Source organism: Streptomyces sp. AHA2 (assembly GCF_036857595.1).
Classification (GTDB): domain Bacteria; phylum Actinomycetota; class Actinomycetes; order Streptomycetales; family Streptomycetaceae; genus Streptomyces.
The window spans coordinates 194,918-214,321 of sequence record NZ_JAUQWJ010000005.1 but is presented as its reverse complement, the minus strand read 5'-3'; the positions used below and the strand labels follow the sequence as shown (position 1 = coordinate 214,321).

Annotated in this window: 19 protein-coding genes; 8 read left to right on the top strand and 11 right to left on the bottom strand. The window is 72.4% G+C overall.

Annotated elements, in window-relative coordinates; translation table 11 throughout:
* Window positions 1-75: 75 nt before the first annotated feature.
* On the top strand, window positions 76-2,169 hold the full coding sequence (locus Q5694_RS13545; RefSeq protein ID WP_333933102.1) for a SpoIIE family protein phosphatase: 2,094 nt from the start codon (window positions 76-78) through the stop codon (window positions 2,167-2,169).
* Between the two features lie 87 nt (window positions 2,170-2,256).
* On the opposite strand, the gene ykgO is transcribed toward Q5694_RS13545, so the two are convergent.
* The 8 genes from ykgO to Q5694_RS13505 all read right to left on the bottom strand — a co-directional run bounded on the left by ykgO (window position 2,257) and on the right by Q5694_RS13505 (window position 7,736).
* Window positions 2,257-2,379, bottom strand: coding sequence for a type B 50S ribosomal protein L36 (gene ykgO, locus Q5694_RS13540; RefSeq protein ID WP_333933101.1), 123 nt, complete (start codon window positions 2,377-2,379; stop codon window positions 2,257-2,259).
* A 29-nt stretch (window positions 2,380-2,408) separates the two neighbouring features.
* A complete protein-coding gene (locus tag Q5694_RS13535) occupies window positions 2,409-2,663 on the bottom strand; it encodes a type B 50S ribosomal protein L31 (RefSeq protein ID WP_333933100.1) in 255 nt (84 codons plus the stop codon).
* A 49-nt stretch (window positions 2,664-2,712) separates the two neighbouring features.
* Window positions 2,713-2,877 (bottom strand): 50S ribosomal protein L33, encoded by a 165-nt coding sequence (gene rpmG / locus Q5694_RS13530; RefSeq protein ID WP_320781837.1) that lies wholly within the window; start codon window positions 2,875-2,877, stop codon window positions 2,713-2,715.
* 188 nt (window positions 2,878-3,065) lie between these two features.
* Complete coding sequence (locus Q5694_RS13525) at window positions 3,066-4,172, bottom strand: ABC transporter substrate-binding protein (RefSeq protein WP_333933099.1); 1,107 nt, start codon at window positions 4,170-4,172, stop codon at window positions 3,066-3,068.
* Between the two features lie 238 nt (window positions 4,173-4,410).
* Window positions 4,411-4,512, bottom strand: coding sequence for a putative leader peptide (locus Q5694_RS13520; protein WP_333933098.1), 102 nt, complete (start codon window positions 4,510-4,512; stop codon window positions 4,411-4,413).
* A 186-nt stretch (window positions 4,513-4,698) separates the two neighbouring features.
* Complete coding sequence (locus Q5694_RS13515; RefSeq protein ID WP_333933097.1) at window positions 4,699-5,922, bottom strand: acyl-CoA dehydrogenase family protein; 1,224 nt, start codon at window positions 5,920-5,922, stop codon at window positions 4,699-4,701.
* A gap of 12 nt (window positions 5,923-5,934) precedes the next feature.
* Entirely contained in the window at window positions 5,935-6,504 is a 570-nt protein-coding gene (locus Q5694_RS13510) for a winged helix-turn-helix domain-containing protein (protein WP_333933096.1), read from the bottom strand.
* A 320-nt stretch (window positions 6,505-6,824) separates the two neighbouring features.
* Complete coding sequence (locus Q5694_RS13505; protein ID WP_333933095.1) at window positions 6,825-7,736, bottom strand: LysR family transcriptional regulator; 912 nt, start codon at window positions 7,734-7,736, stop codon at window positions 6,825-6,827.
* Window positions 7,737-8,129: 393 nt separating this feature from the next.
* Here Q5694_RS13505 and sfnG point away from each other — a divergent pair, with 393 nt between their 5' ends.
* The 7 genes from sfnG (at window position 8,130) to Q5694_RS13470 (ending at window position 14,748) form a co-directional block, all read left to right on the top strand.
* Entirely contained in the window at window positions 8,130-9,260 is a 1,131-nt protein-coding gene (gene sfnG, locus Q5694_RS13500; protein WP_333933094.1) for a dimethylsulfone monooxygenase SfnG, read from the top strand.
* Window positions 9,261-9,342: 82 nt separating this feature from the next.
* Window positions 9,343-10,560 (top strand): acyl-CoA dehydrogenase family protein, encoded by a 1,218-nt coding sequence (locus Q5694_RS13495; protein ID WP_333933093.1) that lies wholly within the window; start codon window positions 9,343-9,345, stop codon window positions 10,558-10,560.
* 15 nt (window positions 10,561-10,575) lie between these two features.
* On the top strand, window positions 10,576-11,133 hold the full coding sequence (gene ssuE, locus Q5694_RS13490) for an NADPH-dependent FMN reductase (RefSeq protein WP_333933092.1): 558 nt from the start codon (window positions 10,576-10,578) through the stop codon (window positions 11,131-11,133).
* A complete protein-coding gene (locus Q5694_RS13485) occupies window positions 11,130-12,326 on the top strand; it encodes an SfnB family sulfur acquisition oxidoreductase (protein WP_333933091.1) in 1,197 nt (398 codons plus the stop codon). The genes ssuE and Q5694_RS13485 overlap by 4 nt, the downstream gene beginning before the upstream one ends.
* A gap of 32 nt (window positions 12,327-12,358) precedes the next feature.
* Window positions 12,359-13,516, top strand: coding sequence for an LLM class flavin-dependent oxidoreductase (locus Q5694_RS13480; RefSeq protein ID WP_333933090.1), 1,158 nt, complete (start codon window positions 12,359-12,361; stop codon window positions 13,514-13,516).
* Between the two features lie 120 nt (window positions 13,517-13,636).
* Entirely contained in the window at window positions 13,637-13,786 is a 150-nt protein-coding gene (locus Q5694_RS13475) for a hypothetical protein (protein ID WP_333933089.1), read from the top strand.
* A 98-nt stretch (window positions 13,787-13,884) separates the two neighbouring features.
* Window positions 13,885-14,748, top strand: coding sequence for a glutathione S-transferase C-terminal domain-containing protein (locus Q5694_RS13470; protein WP_333933088.1), 864 nt, complete (start codon window positions 13,885-13,887; stop codon window positions 14,746-14,748).
* Between the two features lie 78 nt (window positions 14,749-14,826).
* On the opposite strand, the gene metX is transcribed toward Q5694_RS13470, so the two are convergent.
* The 3 genes from metX to Q5694_RS13455 form a co-directional block, all read right to left on the bottom strand.
* Entirely contained in the window at window positions 14,827-15,969 is a 1,143-nt protein-coding gene (gene metX / locus Q5694_RS13465) for a homoserine O-acetyltransferase MetX (protein WP_333933087.1), read from the bottom strand.
* A gap of 5 nt (window positions 15,970-15,974) precedes the next feature.
* Complete coding sequence (locus Q5694_RS13460; protein WP_333933086.1) at window positions 15,975-17,336, bottom strand: bifunctional o-acetylhomoserine/o-acetylserine sulfhydrylase; 1,362 nt, start codon at window positions 17,334-17,336, stop codon at window positions 15,975-15,977.
* Window positions 17,337-17,747: 411 nt separating this feature from the next.
* Window positions 17,748-19,247 carry an extracellular catalytic domain type 1 short-chain-length polyhydroxyalkanoate depolymerase gene (locus Q5694_RS13455; protein WP_333933085.1) on the bottom strand — a complete coding sequence of 500 codons (1,500 nt, stop codon included), beginning with the start codon at window positions 19,245-19,247 and terminating at the stop codon, window positions 17,748-17,750.
* Between the last annotated feature and the right edge of the window lie 157 nt (window positions 19,248-19,404).

Here is a 19,404-nt window from a genome sequence, read left to right as displayed (position 1 = left end):
TCGCCGAACAGCGGGGAAGCGGTGGGCCCGTCCACTGAGGCGTGGTGAGGCCGGCAGGCGGAAGGGGCGAGTGCGATGAGCCGAGCGGATCAGCACGCGGAGCCTGCGGAGCATCCGGAGGGGCCCGCGTCCGGCCCGAGCGGGCTGCTGGACCTGCTGGGCGTGGCCGCGGTCCTCGCCGAGGCCGACGGCCGGATCGACATGTGGAGCCCGCAGGCCGAGGATCTGTTCGGCTACACCCGTGAGGAAGCGGTCGGACAGTACGCGGCCCACCTGCTGCTGAGCCCCGAACACCGCGAGGTGGCCATCAGGCTGTTCGCCGAGGTGATGGTCACCGGCCGGGGCTGGGCGGGGTCCTTCCCCGTCCGGCGCAAGGACGGCAGCAGCCTCATGGTGGAGTTCCGCAACATGCGGCTGACGGACAACCTCGGCGACCACTACGCCCTGGGCCTGGCCACCGACCGGGCGCTGCTGCGGCAGGTGGAGCGCAAGGTGGCCCTGTCCAGCCAGCTGGTCACCCAGGCGCCGATCGGGCTGTCCGTTCTGGACACCGAGTTGCGGTACGTGGCCGTCAACCCGGCCCTGGCGTCGATGCACGGTGTCTCCGAGGCCGCTCACGCCGGCCGCAGGTTCCGCGAGATCCTGCCCGGTGCGCCCTTCGAGGTCGCCGAGAACCAGATGCTGGAGGTGCTGGAGACCGGTGTGCCCGTGGTGGACCGGCAGGTGGTGGGCCGTACCCGGGCCGACCCCGACCACGACCACGCCTGGGCCGTGTCGATCTACCGCCTCCAGGACCACGGCGGCAACGCCCTGGGCATCGCCAACGTCGTGGTCGACGTGACCGACCGGTACGAGGCGGCCAGGGAGGCCGAACGGGCCCGGCAACGCCTGCGGCTGATGGCCGACGGGTCCTCGCGCATCGGGACCACCCTGGAGGTGGAGCGGACCGCGCGGGAGCTGGCGGACGTGCTCGTGCCCGATCTCGCCGACATGATCGCGGTGGACGTGCTGGACTCCGTGCTGCGGACCGGCCGGCCGGACATCGGTGAGAAACCGCCGCTGTTCCGCGCCCTCGCGGTGAAGACCGCCTACCCGACCGACGCCTTCGAGGCGATCATCGCGCCGGGCCGGCTCACCGCGTACCACGCCGACCACCCGGCGGCCCACTGCCTGCGCACCCGCCAGCCCTTGCTGATCAAGCACCTGGACAGCGGCGAGCTCGGCCGGGTCGCCGCCGACGACGCCGCGGCCGACCTGCTCGCCCGGGCCGGTGTCCACACCGACATGGCGGTCCCGCTCATCGCCCGGGGGCAGATCATCGGGGTGATGGGCCTGGCCCGCGCGCGCAACCCCGAGCCCTTCGACGAGAACGACCTCACCCTCGCCTGTGAACTGGCCTCCTCCGCCGCGCTGAGCATCGACAACGCCGTCCTGCACCAGCACATCCGCAGCGCCGCGGAGACGCTCCAGCGCAGTCTGCTGCCGCAGCCCTCGCCCCGCCGCCCCGGTCTGGAGATCGCCGCCCGTTACCGCCCCGCGCAGGCCTTCAGCGAGGTCGGCGGCGACTGGTACGACATCATCCCGCTCAGCGGCGACCGCACCGCCCTCGCGGTGGGCGACGTCATGGGCAGCGGCATCCCGGCCGCCGCGACCATGGGCCGGTTGCGCACCGCCACCTCCACTCTCGCCGGACTCGACCTGGAACCCTCCCGGATCCTCAGCCACCTCGACCGCATCACCCAGGGCCTGGACCCCTACATCGCCACGTGCGTGTACGCGGTGTACGACCCCCGCCTGCGGCAGCTGCAGGTGGCCGGCGCGGGACACCTGCCGCCGGTCCTGGTGCGCGACGGCCGGCCGCCCGAACTGCTCGACCTGCCCACCGGCACCCCGCTGGGGGTGGGCGGTGTGCCCTTCGAGACCACGACCTTCGACATGGGCCCCGGCGACCAGCTCGTCCTGTACACCGACGGGCTCGTGGAGACCCGCGACGATCCCATCGACCGGCGCCTGGGGGACCTGGTGCACCTGCTGTCCCCGCCGTACGGCTCCGCGGAGGAGACCTGCGACCGGCTCCTGGAGGGGCTGCGGGGCCCCGCCGATCACGACGACGTGGCCCTGCTCATCGCCCGGGCCCAGCCGCTCGGCACTCCTGCCGAAGGCGCCTGAAGCGGGCCGGGCCTCCCCACGGCGCGGCCCGGCCCCCGCGACGGACGGCGGGGACCGGGCCGGCCACCGTGTGCGGTGGAGGGTCCGTCAGCCCTGGCGGGCCTTGAAACGCGGATCCTTCTTGTTGATCACGTACGTCACGCCTCGGCGGCGCACCACCTGGGCGCCGGGCTTGGCCTTGAGCGCGCGCAGCGACTTGCGCACCTTCATGTCGCTCTCCTCGGGTGTCGGGCGCCCGGTCAGTGCCGGGCGGCGCCGCCGTAGCGGCGCTCGAAGCGCTCCACGCGTCCTGCGGTGTCCACGACGCGCGAGGTGCCGGTGTAGAAGGGGTGGCTCGCCGAGGAGATCTCGACGTCGACCACCGGATAGGTGTTGCCGTCCTCCCACTCGACCGTGCGCCGCGAGTCGAGGGTGGAGCGGGTCAGCAGGGCGAACCCGGCTGCCCGGTCACGGAAGACGACCGGACGGGAGACGGGGTGGATCGCGGTCTTCATGGCTGTCCTTTCGGGGGCCTCCCGCCGCCGGGCGGCGGGAGGCGGGCGGTCAGCGCTCCTCGCGGAACGGGACGTGGGCCCCGGCGACCGGGTCGTACTTGCGCAGGACCAGCCGGTCGGGGTCGTTGAGACGGTTCTTGCGGGTCACGTAGGTGACACCGGTGCCGGCCGTCGACCTCAGCTTGACGACGGGCCGCGCGCTGCTGCGTGCCATGAGGACTCCTTTCCACCGACACACGAGCCTTCGATTGACTCAGGCATGTCAGACATGGGTCTCAACCCCACACAGCGCCTCCGCATTCCCGAGCGCCCCCGTTCCCGGCGGAGCAGGGGCACATGCCACGGCCCGTGTCCCCGGCGCCCCGGAGGGCGGAGAACTCCGGCCGTGTCCCGCCGGTGCGGTTACTTCGCGCCGAGGCCGGCGTCGCCGACCGACGGCTTGCCGTCCGCCTCGAGCACCTTGTTGAGCAGCTTCAGGTCGTAGATGCCCTTCAGGTCGGGCTTCTCCAGCAGGCCCGCCGTGACCGCGTGCTGCGCCTGGGTGTCGAGCGTGGAGGCCAGCGGGTCGTCGAGGAACGTGACGGACTTCCACGCCGGGTCGAGGACGTCGGCCGGCAGCGCCTTGCCCGACAGCTCCTTCAGGGCCTTGTTGGCGGACGCTTTGGCCTTGTCGGGATTGGCGTTGATCCACTCGTTGGTCCGCACCGAGCCGCGCAGCACGGCCTCGACGACGTCCGGGTGATCCTTGAGGAACTTCTGCGACACGATGATGTTCGTGATCACGAACTTCTTGTCCGGCCACAGCGTCGACTCGTCGAGGAGGACCCTGCCGCCGTCGGCGACCAGCTTGGACGCGGTCGGCTCCGGCACCCACGCGCCGTCGATGGAACCGGCCTTGTAGGCGTCCGGGGTGATCTTGTTGTCGGTGCGGACCACGGAGACGTCACCCGCGCCGCTCTCGGAGTCCACCTTCCACCCCTGCTCCGCGATCCAGTTGAGGAACGCGACGTCCTGGGTGTTCCCGTGCTGCGGCGTGGCGATCTTCTTGCCCTTGACGTCCTTCAGGGACGTGATCTTCTTCGGGTTGACGACCAGCTTCACGCCCCCGGAGGCCGAACCGCCGATGATGCGCAGGTTCTTGCCGTTCGACTTGGTGTAGCCGTTGATCGCCGGGGAGGGGCCGATCCAGCCGATGTCGATGGCACCCGCGTTCAGGGCCTCGATCTCGGACGGCCCGGCGTTGAAGGTCGACGCCTTGATGGTGGTGCCGCCGAGCTCCTTCTGGATCAGTCCCTCCTGGACGCCCACGAGGGCCGTGGCGTGCGTGAGGTTGGGGAAGTAGCCGATCTTCACCTGGTCGGCGGAGAGCTTCTTTGCACCCGCCGCGACCTCGCTCTTCTTGCCGTCGTCGGTGGCCTCGGAGCCGTAGCCGCAGGCGGTCAGCAGGAGGGGAAGCGCCGCGAGGGCGGCGAGGGCGCGCAGGCTGGTGAACGGTCTTGCGGCAGACACTGAGGTGTCCTCTCGGCAGATGAGGGATCGGGAAGGCGGGCGACGGCGTGGGGCGGGCCCGGGGCATGCGGCAGGAGGTCGCTCGCCGGCTCTCGGTACGGGACAGCCGTTCCGGACCCGTCGAGCGGAACGTGGGGGAGGGGCGGCGCGAGACCCCGGCACAAGTCCCGCGGCGACCCGGGGGGCCGGCGGGATGCGCGGGAGTCGTCGGCCGAAGGGTGTCGCGTCCGGCGACGTCTCAGGCGGGCCGACACATGGCGCTCGACGTGCGGGCGAAGTCGATGTGGCGACGTGAGGTCAGGCGGAGGAGCGCGAGGGTGGTGAAGTCGAGCAGACGCACGGCCCCACCTCGCAGTTCCCTAGTTTTCCTACCTGGCTGCTAGGGATCGTGGCAGAAGACGGCCCGCACCCCAAGAGGGTGTCCGAATGGCGGTCGCGCGCCTCTCGAATCATGAGATGGTGCGCCGGAATGTGTGGATTGTCCCGGGGTGCAGCCGGGTTGCCCGGCCGCACCGGCGCCTCCCCGTCACGCCGGGAGGACGAAAGCCGGGTGGGTGCCGTTCAGGTAGTAGTCCCCGACCTCGCGGAAGCGGTGGGCGGCCGGTTCCTGCAGGGTGTGCGTACGGGCGTTGCGCCAGAAACGGTCCAGGCCCAGCCGTGCGGAGGCGGCGCGGGGGCCGAGTGCGTCGAGGGCACGTGCGGTGGACTCGTGTGCCGCCCGGGATGCGGCGGCCTCGGCCATGGCGACGAGCACGGTGATCTCGGCGTACTGGTCGAAGCCGAGGTCGTCCCCGGCCGACAGTCCCTCCCGCGCGGCGTCCATGGCCTGGTCGGCGAGTGCCGAGGCGGAGCGGGTGAGGACGGTGAGTTCCCCGTACGCGCTGAGCACGTGAGGATCGGTGGGGGCCTGGGAGGTCCGGGGCCACGCCGTGTGGCCCGTCCTGCTGTACTCGCGCACCTCCGCCAGGACGCCCTCGGCGATCCCGAGCAGGAGCTGGACCGAGACCAGGCGCCCGACCGGTGAGGCCAGGGCGGCCGAGGGGGACAGGGTCTCCTCGTCCGCGGACAGCGAGCCGAGTACGTCGTCCTCGGTGACCGCCACGGCGTCGAACTCCACGGTCCCGCCGGCCGCGAGCCGCTGGCCGAAGCCGCCGGTGCCACCTTCCACCCGCACGCCCGCACCGGCGGGGTCGACCAGGACGGCCAGCGGTTCGCCGGTGCCGGCCCGGACGGCCCGGACGGCGAGGCGGTCGGCGACCAGGACGCCGGTGACGTAGCTCTGCCGGCCGTCGAGCACCCGGCGGCCGGATTTCCCGGTGAGGACCGGCGGGGCCTCCTGGCGGGCCAGGCCGCCGCCCCAGAACCACTGCTCGGCCGTGGACCGCAGTTCGACGCGTGCGGCGACGTCCGGGGGGGAGAAGAAGCGGGTGCTCCACGACAAGGAGTAGTGACAGCCGAGCAGTTGGCCTATCGCTCCGTCGGCGGCGGCGATCTCCCGCAGGACCGCGCAGGCCGTCGCCCAGTCCGCGCCACCGCCCCCGAACTCCACCGGCGCGAGGAGTGTCAGCAGTCCGGCCTCGCGGAGCCTGGACACCTCGTCGAACGGGTGCTTGCCCGCCTGTTCCCTGGCCACGGCGTCCGTGGCCAGGTCGTCCGCCGCCTCCCGGGCCACGCGCAGCCAGTGCGTTCGGCCGGGCCCCGTCCGCTCGGCCGCCGGGACGGGGTCGGCCGGTGCGATGGCAACGCCCATGGCGGGCTCTCCTCAAGGTCGGTGGCAAGGTGTGGTGCCGGGGCTCTGCTCCTGGTCGGGCACGTACTTGTAGCCCACGCGCCGCACCGTGACGATCGTGTGCCGGTGGGCCGTGCCGAGCTTGCGGCGCAGCCGCGCGATGTGGACGTCCACGGTGCGTCCGTCGCCCACGTGCTCGTAACCCCAGACGGCGTTGACCAGTTGTTCGCGCGTGTGGACGTGGTGGGGACGCCGGACGAGGTGCGCCAGGAGGGCGAACTCCAGATAGGTGAGGTCGAGTTGCCGCCCGTCCACCTCGGCGGCCTGGCGGGCCGGGTCGATGTGGACGGCGCCCTCGCCGGTGGGCGGGGCGGCGGCCGGGACGGTCGCCGCGACGGTCCGGACCTCGGGTCGCGGGCCTTCCCCGGCGAACAGCTCCCGCAGGTCCGTGCCTTCGGGCGCCACGACGAGGTAACCGACGAGGCGCGGGGCGGCGGGGCCGCCGGTGTCGTCGCGTCCCGGGTCGCCCACCAGGTGGAGGCGGCGGGTGTCGACGGGCGGGGCGGTCAGGGGGGTGGCCTGGGCCGGGAGTGCCGTGGTCATGGTGATGTCCCTCAGGGGTGTGCGGGCCGTCGTGCTCCGGGTACGGGCGCGTCCGGCCGCGGGGAAAGGAGGCGAGCTGAGCCGATCGGCACGGTGGGCGGGTGAGCCGGGTGCCTCAGGCGCGACAGCAGGCGGCGCTGACGACGTGACCGAAGTCGACATGCCGACGGCGAACGAGTCGCTGCTGTGTACGGGACATGTGCAACATCCTGTGCATCCTCCACGGACACCGTCAAGGGTTTCCTAGTAACTCGATAGGAAACGTGGGGAATGCCTCGCGCCGGATGGCCGCGGCCGCGAGACCTCACGTCCGGGGCGCCTCACGCCGGTGCGGCCCGGTACGCGGCCGCGTTGCGCACGAACAGCTCGTGCAGGTCGCGGACGGCGCGGGCGGGGGAACCGGAGTGCCGGCGCTGCAGTACCAGCAGCACCTCCGTCCCGTCACCCGCGAGCGGCCGCACGGTGATCGCGCCGCGCCGCTCCAGCGGGTCACCCACGACACTGAACTCCGGCAGCACCGTGGCCCCCAGCCCTTCGGCGACCATGAGCTTGCCCATCTCCGCGCCGTCGGTGGAGTACGAGAAGACCGGTGCCCTTCCCCGGAGCAGGCGGTGCAGGAAGCGGTGCATGACGTAGCCGGACCGCATGACGATCAACGGCTCCGCCAGCAGACTGTCCGCGTCCACCGCGTCCAGGGCCGCGAGCGGACTGTCGGGACGTACGCACACCACGGGCCTCCCGCACAGCAGCTCGGTGGTCTCGAAGCCGGGCGGCAGGTCGTCGCCACGCAGGTAGTTCACCAGCCCGAGGTCGAAGGACCCCTCCAGCAGCCCCCGGTGGATCCCGGACTGCTGCGCACCCACCAGCTCCACCTGGGTGACCGGGTGCGCGGCCCGGAACTCCCGCACCGTCGGGATGACCAGCGGCACGGTTGCCGTGTTCACCGTGCCGAGCCGGACCATCCGGCTGACGCGGTGCTGGTCACCGGCGGCGTCCCGCAGGCGGTCGACCGCGTCCAGCACCGTCATGATGTGCGGCAGCAGCTCCCGCCCCTCGTCGCTGATCTTCGCCCCGGACCGCTTGCGCTCCAGCAGGTCCACACCGAGTTCCCGCTCCAGATTGCGCACGGTCTCGCTGAGCGCCGGCTGGGACAGGTGCAGTTCCTCGGCGGCTCGCCGCAGCGACCCCAGCCGGGTCACCGCGGCGATGTATTCGAGCTGTTCGATGCGCACGGAAACGAGACTGCCGATCGAGCAGATCCGGGTTCAAGGGAATCCCTGTCACAACCTCGTGAATACCGAAGGCCGGCATGTGAAATCGAGCCGGGCATTCTTGACCGGCCGGACCTCGCGCTGCTTTGATCGAAGGCATGAAGCGACAGGACCTCACGCGGCGACGCCATGTCGATCTCGCGCGTGTCTGCAGCTCCCGCTGTCGCCACCGGGCCTGAGCGCACCCAGGGAAACCCTCCCGCCCCGCTCTCCCCACCTCCCCCTTCCGTGAATCGCCGTCCCGGCCGCATCCCTGCGTGACGACGGATTCCCAGGGACGCACAAAAACGCAGCCGAATTCCCGGAAGGTGCTCCGTCACGCTTTCTCCCGCATTCGCCGGCCAGGAGTTTCCCATGCCCGCATTTCCCCGGACCGACCCCGTCCGCTTCGCCTACTGGGTGCCGAACGTCAGCGGCGGCCTCGTCACCAGCACCATCGAGCAGCGCACCGACTGGGGCTACGACTACAACCGCGAACTGGCCGTGCTCGCCGAGAACAATGGCTTCGACTACGCCCTCAGCCAGGTCCGCTACATGGCCGGCTACGGCGCCGAGTACCAGCACGAGTCGACGAGCTTCAGCCTCGCCCTGCTGCTCGCCACACAGCGCCTCAAGGTCATCGCCGCCGTCCACCCGGGGCTGTGGCACCCGGGCGTCCTCGCCAAACTCGGGGCGACCGCGGACCACCTGTCGGGCGGCCGCTTCGCCGTCAACGTCGTCAGCGGCTGGTTCAAGGGGGAGTTCACGGCCCTCGGTGAGCCCTGGCTGGAACACGACGAGCGTTACCGCCGGGCCGAGGAGTTCATCACCGCCCTGCGCAGCATCTGGACCGAGGACCATGCCGAACTGGCCGGTGACTTCTACCGATTGCGCGACTTCTCCCTCAAGCCCAAGCCGCTGAGCAGCCCCGGGCGCCCGCATCCCGAGATCTTCCAGGGCGGCAACTCCACCGCGGCCCGCGCCATGGCCGGCCGCGTCTCCGACTGGTACTTCAGCAACGGCACGGACTTCCACGGCGTCACCGAGCAGTTCACCGACGTCCGCACCTCCGCCGCGCGAGCAGGCCGCACGCCACCCGGGTTCGGTCTCAACGGCTTCCTCATCGCCCGCGACACCGAGGCCGAGGCACGCGAGACGCTCCGCGAGATCGTCGCCAAGGCCGACACACCGGCCGTCCACGGCTTCCGTGACGCCGTCCGCCAGGCCGGGCAGTCCACCGCCGACGGCAAGGGCATGTGGCAGGACTCCACCTTCGAGGACCTCGTCCAGTACAACGACGGCTTCCGCACCGGCCTCATCGGCACACCCGAGCAGATCGCCGAACGGATCGTGGCCTACAAGCGGCTCGGCGTCGACCTGTTCCTCCTCGGCTTCCTGCACTACCTCGAGGAAGTCGAGTACTTCGGCAAGCGGGTGCTGCCCCTGGTGCGCGAACTGGAGGCGCTGCAGCCCGAGTCCGCGCCCTCCGCCGCCGTGCACGCCTGACCGTCCCCCCCGAACGTGTCCCCGCGCGCGTTCCTCAGCACACGTCACCCCCGCACGTCCCTCAGTGAAAGGAAGACGTCCCATGAGCACCGTCGCCCGCGCCGACTGGCAGAGCGCCCCCCTCCCCGAGAACGCCGAAGGCTGGATCACCCGCGCCACCGAGGTCGCCGCCGTCCTCGCCACCGACGCCGCCGCCCGGGACAAGGCCGCCGCCACGCCCCACGCGGAGGTCCGCCTGCTGAAGGACTCCGGCCTGGTCACCCTGCTCGGACCCGTCGAGCACGGCGGAGGAGGCCAGGACTGGCCGACCGCCTACCGCGTCGTCCGCGAGGTCGCCAAGGCCGACGGCTCCATCGGCCAGCTGCTCGGCTACCACTACCTGTGGAACCGGGCCGCCCGCCTGGTCGGCACCCGTGAACAGTGGGAGCACGTGGAGGCCGAAGCCGCCCGGGGCCGCTGGTTCTTCGGCGGCGCCGTCAACCCCCGCGACGCCGACGTGGTCGTGCGCGACGAGGGCGACACCCTCACCTTCACCGGCCGCAAGACGTTCTCCACCGGCAGCAAGGTCTCCGACGTGACCGTGCTGGAAGGCGTCCTGGAAGGCACCGACGACCACGTCTTCGCCATCGTCCCGTCCGGCAGCGAGGGCCTGACCTTCCACGACGACTGGGACAACATCGGCCAGCGCCTCACCGAGAGCGGCGGCGTCACCCTCGACGCCGTCCGCGTCCCCTGGTCGTCCGCCGCCGGATACGTGGACAAGCGATTCCGCCCCCGCGTGTACAACACGCTCAACGTGCCGACGATCCAGCTGGTCTTCGTCAGCTTCTACCTCGGCATCGCGGCCGGCGCCCTGGAGACCGCGGCCACCTACACCCGCACCAAGTCCCGCCCCTGGTTGCACGGCGGCCACGACCGCGCCGTCGACGAGCCGTACGTCATCGACACCTACGGCGACCTCACCGCCAAGCTGTGGGCCGTCGAGGCACTGGCCGACGCGGTGGCCGCCGAGGGCCAGAAACTGCACGACGACCCCGACGCGGTCACCGAGCAGGCCCGCGGCGAGTTCGAGGTGCGGGTGGCCGCCGTCAAGGCCCGCGCCACCGACGTCGCCCTGGAGATCACCAACCGCATCTTCGAGGTGACCGGAGCACGCGCCACCGCCTCCGCCGAGGGGCTCGACCGCTTCTGGCGCAACGTCCGCACCCACACCCTGCACGACCCCGTCGCCTACAAGCGCCGTGAGGTCGGCCGCCACGTCCTCACCGGCGAACTGCCGCAACCCACCTGGTACTCCTGAAAGGAATCCCGTCTCATGGCCACGATCCTCTCCGTCTCCGGCAGTCCCTCCGCCACGTCCCGCACCGCGCGCCTGCTGCGCCACCTCGACCAGCGGCTCATCGCGCAGGGCCACCAGGTGGTCCCCTTCGACGTCCGCGCCGTCCCGGCCGAGGCCCTGCTCGGCGCGGACTTCCGGCACCCCGCGATCGTCCGGGCCACGGCCCTGGTCGAGCAGGCGGACGGGCTCGTGGTCGGCACCCCCGTCTACAAGGCCGCCTACTCCGGGCTGCTGAAGTCCCTGCTGGACCTGCTCCCGCAGTTCGCCCTGGCCGGCAAGACGATCCTGCCCCTGGCCACCGGCGGCTCCACCGCACACGTCCTGGCCATCGACTACGCCCTGCGTCCGGTCCTCAGCTCCATGGGCGCGGCACACATCGTCCCCGGCTGGTTCACCCTCGACAAGGACATCACCACCGGCGACGACGGCACCCTGACCGTCGCGCCCGGCTCCGCCGAGGCCCTGGCCCAGGTCACCGACCAGTTCTCCGCCGCCCTGGGCGGCCGTACGGCCGTGCTGGCGGCCACCGGATGAGTCCCGCCCATGTGATCGCCGACGACGCCGAGGCCCTCACCGTCGCCGCGTCACTCGCCGAGGAGTTCCGCAAGGGCGCCGCCGAACGGGACGCCCGCCGCCGGCTCCCGCACGCCGAGGTGGAGCGGCTCTCCGCCTCCGGACTGCTCGGCGTGTCCGTACCGGCCCGGTTCGGCGGCGCGGACGTCGGCGCGGGCACACTCGCCGAGGTCTTCCGGCTGCTGGCCGCCGCCGACGCCAGCCTCGCCCAGATCCCGCAGAGCCACTTCGTCTACGTCAACGTGCTGCGCCGGCAGGGGACCCACGAACAGCGGGAGTTCTTCTTCGGCGAGGTGCTGGCCGGCAGGCGGTTCGGCAACGCCCAGTCCGAGGCCGGGACCGCGCACGTGCAGGACATCCGCACCCGCCTCGTGCCGCGCCCGGACGGCTCCTACGTCCTCGACGGTGTCAAGCAGTACTCCACGGGCGCTCTGTTCGCCCACTGGATCCCCGTCCTCGCCCGGGCGGGGGACGACACCCTGCACGTGGCGTTCGTACCGCGCGGTGCTCCCGGGCTCACCGTGGTCGACGACTGGGACGGCATGGGGCAGCGCACCACCGCCAGCGGAACCGTCCGTCTGGCGGCGGTGCCCGTCCCGCCCGGCCGGGTCGTCCCGCACCACCTCACCTTCCGCGGCCCTCAACTGCACGGCGCGGTCGCACAGATGCTGCACGCCGCCATCGACGCCGGGATCGCCTCCGGCGCCCTGACCGAGGCGGTCGAGTTCGTCCGCACCAAGAGCCGCCCCTGGTTCGAGAGCGTCGAGGAGGGACACACCACCGCGGCCCAGGACCCGCTGCTGATCCAGCGGTTCGGCGAACTGGCGGTCCGGGAACGGGCCGCCGCGGCGCTGCTGCGCGAAGCCGCCCGCGTCGTCGACGCGGCCCGTGCCGACCTGAGCGACGACTCCGCCGCCGAGGCATCCATCGCCGTGGCCACGGCCAGGGTGACGGCGGCCGAGGCGGCGGTGGAGATCGCCAGTGCTCTCTTCGAGGTCGCCGGGACCCGGTCCGCTCTCGACTCCCTCGGCCTGCACCGCCACTGGCGCGACGCCCGCACCCACACCCTGCACGACCCGGCCCGCTGGAAGGTCCAGCACATCGGCCGTCATGTGCTGAACGGCACCAGACCGCCGCGGCACGGCCTGCTCTGACGACGTATCGGTACCCCGGATCGGAGACCCGCGTGTCCCTCACCTTCCACTGGTTCCTGCCCACCAACGGCGACAGCCGCCATGTCGTCGGCGGCGGCCACGGCACCCCGGCCACCGAGTCCGGCCGCGACCGGCCGCCCACGGTCGCCTACCTGAGCCGGATCGCCGGCGCCGCCGAGGACCTCGGGTTCGTCGGTGCCCTCACCCCGACCGGCGCCTGGTGCGAGGACGCGTGGCTGACCACCGCCATGGTGAGCCGGCACACCGAGCGGCTGAAGTTCCTCGTGGCCTTCCGGCCCGGCTTCGTCTCACCGACGCTCGCCGCTCAGATGGCCTCCACCTTCCAGCGGCAGACCGGAGGCCGCCTCCTGCTCAACGTCGTCACCGGCGGCGAGAGCCACGAGCAGCGCGCCTACGGCGACTTCCTCGACAAGGACTCCCGCTACCGCCGCACCGGCGAATTCCTGCACGTCGTGCGCCAGTTGTGGGCGGGCAAGGCCGTCGACCTGCACGGCGAACACCTCCAGGTCGAGGACGCCCGCCTCGCCCGGGTGCCCGATCCGGTGCCCGAGGTCTACTTCGGCGGCTCGTCACCGATCGCCGGTGAGATCGCCGCCCGGCACGCAGACGTCTACCTCACCTGGGGTGAACCACCCGCCCAGGTCGCCGAGAAGATCGCCTGGATCCGGGCGCTCGCGGCCGCGGAAGGCCGCAGCCTCCGCTTCGGCATACGGCTGCACGTCATCACCCGCGACACCTCGGGGCAGGCGTGGGCCGAGGCGGAGCGGCTCCTGGCCGGCTTCGACCCGCAGACCGTCGCATCGGTCCAGGCGGGGCTCGCCCGCAGCGAGTCGGAAGGGCAGCGGCGGATGCTCGCCCTGCACGGCGGGGGCAACCGGGACCGGCTGGAGATCCACCCCAACCTGTGGGCCGGGATCGGCCTGGTGCGCGGCGGCGCGGGCACCGCCCTGGTCGGCAGCCACGACGAGGTCGCCGACCGCATCAGGGAGTACGCGGCTTCGGGCATCGAGGAATTCGTCCTCTCCGGCTACCCGCACCTGGAGGAGGCGTACTGGTTCGGCGAAGGCGTCCTGCCCCGGCTCGAGGCGCAAGGACTGTGGCGACACCCCGTCGGAGCGCGGACAGCGCCCCCCGCGCAGGTGCCGTTCACCGGTACCCGGAGCGCGTGACGGCCGGGTGCCGTTCCAGGGGGTGAGACGGCGAACTCCCGGCCGCACGGCCCTCTTGACGAGGGCCCGCCACGGACCGAGACTCCATGACGGGAACCCTAGTGAAAAGATAGGAAAATCATGGACCGTGCCGGCCGGGCACTCGGCGGCGACGCCGCCCGCCTCGCCCTCCGGCACTCCCCCCGGCTGACGTCCCGCCGCCACGTCGATCTCCTGCGGGTGTGCAGTGCGGCCGGTCCCCCTGACGGCGGCGGTCCCGCCCCCGCCTGACCCCCCGGTTTCGAGAAACGGTCCGGCCGTGCCGACGCCGCCGCGCGCCGCCGCCTTCCGTGCCTGTACGCCTGTGAACGAGCACCCCAGGGAGACGCATGTCCGCACCATCCCCGACCGCCGAGCCGTCCTTCCGAAGCCGGATCGGCTGCGACGCGCGCAGCGGCTACTACGCCGCTCCGCACCGCTACCGGCTCCACCTGTCGCCGTCCTGTCCGCACTGTCTGCAGATCGCCGTCACCCACAGCCTCCTCGATCTCGACAACGCCCTGCCGGTGACCCTGCTGCCGGCCGTACCCGACAGCCCGGACGGCGGTCACACGGCCCTGCGCCCGCTGTACGAGGCCAGTTCGCACCAGCACCCCGGACCGGCCGTCGCGCCGGTGCTCAGCGACAGCTGGACCGGGACGATCGTCAGCACGCACACGCCCGGCATCCTGCGCGACATGGCCCGGCGGTTCGGCGGCGACGGACCCGACCTCGTCCCGCCCGGAGCGGAGGAGGAGATCGAGGCCGTGGCCCGGCTCTGCGAGCAGGGCATCACCGAGGCCGCCCAGCGCGCAGGTCGCGCCGGAGCCGTCGCGGCGGAACGGGACGCGGCGCTGGCCACGCTCCTGGGCGCCCTCGACGCACTGGAGGCCCGGCTGGCCGCCCGCGACCACCTGCTCGGAGCCGAACTCACCCTCGCCGACGTACAGATGTGGGTGACGCTGGTGCAACTGGACACCGTGCACCGGCACCATCTGGACGTCGCCGCGGTGCAGCGCATCACCGACCACCCGTTCCTGTGGGCCTACGCGCGCCGCCTCGCGGCTCGTCCGGCCTTCGGCCCGCACCTCGACCTCGACGGCACGGCGCGCAGGCACCACGCCCACTGCCGGGGCCAGGAGGCCGCGGGTTCGGCGGTGCAGATCGTCGACTGGGCCGCCTTCACGCGGCGGCGGACGCCCGAGGCGGGGTGACGCCGGCGGACTCGGGACGCGGTGACGTACGGGTGGGGCGGCCTCCGGCGCGGGGCCGCCCAGGAGCACCCGGCCTCGTCAGCTCACCAACTCGGCCACGAGCGCGGCGACCTGCTCCACCTCGATGAGGAACCCGTCGTGCCCGTACGGCGACTCGACGACCCGCAGGCGATCCGCACCGCGCAGCCCGGCAGCCAACTCCGCCTGCTGGGAGAGCGGATAGAGCCGGTCGGAGTCCACCCCGGCGACCAGGGCGGGAGCCCTGACCCGGCTCAGGGCGGCCCGCACACCACCCCGGCCGCGGCCGACGTCGTGACTGTTCATCGCCTGCGCGAGTGTGACGTAACTGCCCGCGTCGAAGCGGCGCACGAGCTTGTCCGCGTGGTGGTCGAGGTAGGACTCGACCTGATAGCGGCCACCGCGCCAGGGGTCCTCCGCGCCCTGCGGCGCGCGGCCGAAGCGGGCCTGGAGCTCCGGCTCGCTGCGGTAGGTGACGTGGGCCAGACGCCGGGCGAGACCCAGCCCGGCGTGCGGACCGAGCCCGTCGGCCGCGTCGTGGTAGTCGCCGCCGTGCCAGTGCGGGTCGCTGCGGACGGCGTGGAGCTGGATGTTCGCCCAGGCGATCTGCTCCGCGCTCGCGGCCGCCGCGGTGGCGAGCAGCAGCAGCGCCCCGGTCCGTTCCGGGTGCTCCACGGCCCACTCCAGCGCACGCATCCCGCCCATCGACCCGCCGATCACGAGCGCCCACCGGTCGATGCCCAGCGCGTCCGCGAGACCGGCCTCGGCCGCCACCTGGTCCCGCTGGGTCAGGAACGGGAAGGCGCTGCCCCAGCGGCGCCCGTCCGGCGACACGGACGACGGCCCGGTACTGCCCTGGCAGCCCCCGAGCACGTTCGGCGCCACGACGAACCAGCGGTCGGTGTCCAGCGCGCGCCCGGGACCGACCAGCCCGTCCCACCAGCCGGCGGTGGGATGGCCGGGCCCGGCCGGGCCGGTGACGTGGCTGTCACCGGTCAACGCGTGCAGCACGAGCACCGCATTGGACCGGTCCGGCGCGAGCCGCCCCCAGGTCTCGAACGCGAGCCGCACCTGCGGCAGTTCACCCCCCGCCTCCAGCGGCAGCGGCCCGCCGTGCCGGTACCACCGCCGGCGCCCCGGCGGGTCCCCCTCCCGCCAGGCCCCGGAGGCCGGCGGGAGGGGGACCGCGGACGGCGTCAGCACGGTGCTCAGGACGCGGCCTTCGCCGCGCGGAAGCCCGCCTCCAGATCCGCCTTCAGATCGGCGAGGTTCTCGATGCCGACCGACAGGCGCACCAGCCCCGGCGAGGCACCGGTGGCCGCCAACTGCCTTTCGTCGAGCTGGCTGTGCGTGGTCGACGCCGGATGGATGATCAGGCTGCGCACGTCACCGATGTTGGCGAGGTGGCTGAAGAGTTCCACCGCGTCGACGAACCGCTTGCCCGCCTCGACACCGTCACGCAGCTCGAAGGACAGCACCGCCCCGGCACCGCGCGGCAGATAGCGCTGCCCGGCCTCGTACCAGCGGTTGGACGGCAGGCCCGGGTAGTGCACGGCCGCTACCTCGTCCCGCTGCTCCAGCCACTCGGCCAGGGCCTGGGCGTTGGCCGAGTGGCGCTCGATGCGCAGGCTGAGCGTCTCCACGCCCTGCAGCAGCAGGAAGGCGGAGTGCGGGGAGAGCGCGGGGCCGAGGTCGCGCAGCAGCTGCACGCGCAGCTTCACGGCGAAGGCGCCCGGACCGAGGGCGGGCCAGTACTGCAGGCCGTGGTAGCTGGGGTCGGGCTCGGTGAAGTCCGGGAACCGCTCGGGGTGCGCACCGAAGTCGAAGGTGCCGCCGTCGACCACCACGCCCGCGATGGCGGTTCCGTGCCCGCCGAGGAATTTGGTCGCCGAGTGGACGACGATGTCCGCCCCGTGCTCGATGGGCCGCAGGAGATACGGGGTGGGCACGGTGTTGTCCACGATCAGCGGCACGCCCGCCCCGTGCGCCACGTCCGCGACCGCCCGCACGTCCAGCACGTTGCCGCGCGGGTTGCCGAGCGTTTCGGCGAACAGCGCCTTCGTGTGGGGGCGGACGGCGCTCCGCCAGGCGTCGGCGTCGTCGGGGTCGTCCACGAAGGACACCTCGATGCCCAGCTTGGGCAGGGTGTGCCGGAACAGGTTGTAGGTGCCGCCGTACAGGGAGGTGCTGGAGACGATGTGGTCGCCCGCACCCGCCAGGGTGAGGATCGCCAGTGTCTCCGCCGCCTGGCCCGAGGAGAGCGCCACGGCCGCGACTCCGCCCTCCAGCGCGGCGATCCGCTGCTCGAAGACGTCCTGGGTGGGGTTGTGGATCCGGGTGTAGATGTTGCCGGGTTCGGCGAGCGAGAACAGGTCGGCGGCGTGCTGGGTGTCCCGGAACACGAACGACGTCGTCTGGTAGATCGGGGTGGCCCGGGCCCCGGTGGCCGGGTCGGGTACGGCACCGGCGTGGATCTGCTGGGTCTCGAAGGACCAGCCGGACGCGCCCGACCCGGTCGGGTCGTCCTCGGGCGTGTGTCCGGCGGTGACGGAGTCGATGGGCTGGCTCATGGTGGTGCTCCCGGGTGCGAGGGCAGGGCAGGGCAGGAAGTGGTGAACGAGGGATGCGTGGAGGACCCGCGAGGGCGGCCGGGCACGACAGCACGGCAGGAAGGCGCGGCCACAGCCGGGGGTCAGACGGAGACCGGGCCGGTTCGGAGGAGTGACGCGGCCGTCGGTCAGCCCATGGTGCGACACATGGTGGGACGACCCATGTTGGGACAACACATGGTGGTGACACGCACGAAGTCCACGTGGCGGCGGGTCACGAACCTGGTCATGAACTCAGAGAACCACGACGAACGCCGCCGTACCAGCGACACCTGCCCATTTCATACAGCGGACACGCGATGGACACAGTCGGCGCGCGACCCCTGGACGGAACGCGGGCCGCCCCCGGGCGAAGGGGGCGGCGCGCGGGGGTCACGACGAGCAGCCCGAGTCGGCCAGGACGTAGTGGTCGGGTGCCGTCTGCTTGAGGGTGTGGCTGGTGAACGTGTTCCACAGGCCCATGGCCTGCCCCGAGCCCTTGGCGTAGGTGTATCCACTGCTCTGGTAGGCGCGTCCGGCGACCGTGTGGTCGTAGTTGCTGGCCGTGTGGCACGTCGGCGTGAACCCGGTGGTCGTTGCCGTGACGCTCGGGGAGACGCGGCCCACGGCACCCGAGCTGTCCACGGCCGCCACGCTGTAGCCGTACGCCGTGCCGGTGGCCAGGCCGGTGTCGGTGTACGAGGTCGCCGTGACGGTGCCGACCCTCGCGCCACCCCGGTGGACGACGTACGAGACGGCACCGGGCACCGCGTTCCAGCGCACCGAGACCGTGCTGTCGGTGGTCCCGGTGACGGACAGCCCCGTCGGCGCGGGCAGGGAACCGGTCCCCCCGTCGTCGCCGAGACCCCAGAACCGGGCGGTGTGGTAGCTGGAGCAGATCGTGTCGAGGTAGTACGTACCCGTGCTGCCGCACTGCTCCGGGCCGCTGCCCGGGTCGACCGCCAGGCCGTGTGCCATACCGGAGACGGAGTAGACCTGGACGGCGGGACGGCCCGAGGGGTCGTCGTAGACACTCAGCGTGGTGCCCGCGCCGAGGTTCTCCGTACGGGAGGGTGTCTGTCCGATGCCCCACACGTTGGTCCACTGGTCGCGCAACTCGGTGGCGTTGGCCGGCCGGACGGTGGTGTCGGCGGTGCCCTGCCAGATCGCCACGCGCGGCCAGGAGGCAGTGCCGGACGGGGCGGCGCTACGGACCAGGTCGCCCCACTGGGCGGGCGTCCTGTCCGGCGGGCTGTACATGCACGTGTACGCCGCCGACACACTGGTCGCGCAGCGCGCCGGCAGCCCGGAGGCGACGGCGCCACCGGCGAAGACGTCCGGGTAGGCGGCCAGCATGTTCGCGGTCATGCCACCGCCCGCCGACAAGCCGGTGATGTACACGCGCCGGGGGTCGCTGCCGTACAGGGCGACGGCCTTGTCGACCATCTGCTTGATCGACAGCGCCTCGCCCTGGCCGCGGGCCGTGTCGCCCGGCTCGAACCAGTTGAAGCACGAGTTGGCGTTGTTGGCGCTGCTCGTCTGCGGGAGAACCAGGGCGAAGCCGTAGGCGTCGGCGAACTCGGGCCAGCCCGAGTGGGTGTAGTAGTCGCCGGCACTCTGCGTGCAGCCGTGCAGGGCCAGGACGAGTGGCGCACCGGGCGGCAGCGCGTCCGGGACGTGGGCGTACATCGAGAGGTTGCCGGGGTTGGTGCCGAAGCCGGTGACCTGCGTCAGGCTCGCGGCGGAGGCCGCGGGGCTCACGGTGACCAGGCCGACGGTCAGTGCCAGGGCACCGGCAGCGGCGGCGGCGACGCGGCGGATGCGTGCGCCGAGGCGGTGGCGTCGCGTGACGACGGGGGAGAGGGCAGTGGAGCGTGGGGGCGGTTGTCCCATGACGATGGCCTCCTGGTGGGGGACTGGGGGACTGGAGGGTCGGGGGCGATGCCGCTGGGGAGCGCTCGCTCGTCCGGGTGCCGGGGCGGTGGTGGTTTCGGCCACCGGCCCGGCTGAATCGTCTGGGTGCGCCGGCCGGTACCGACATGGGTTCGGC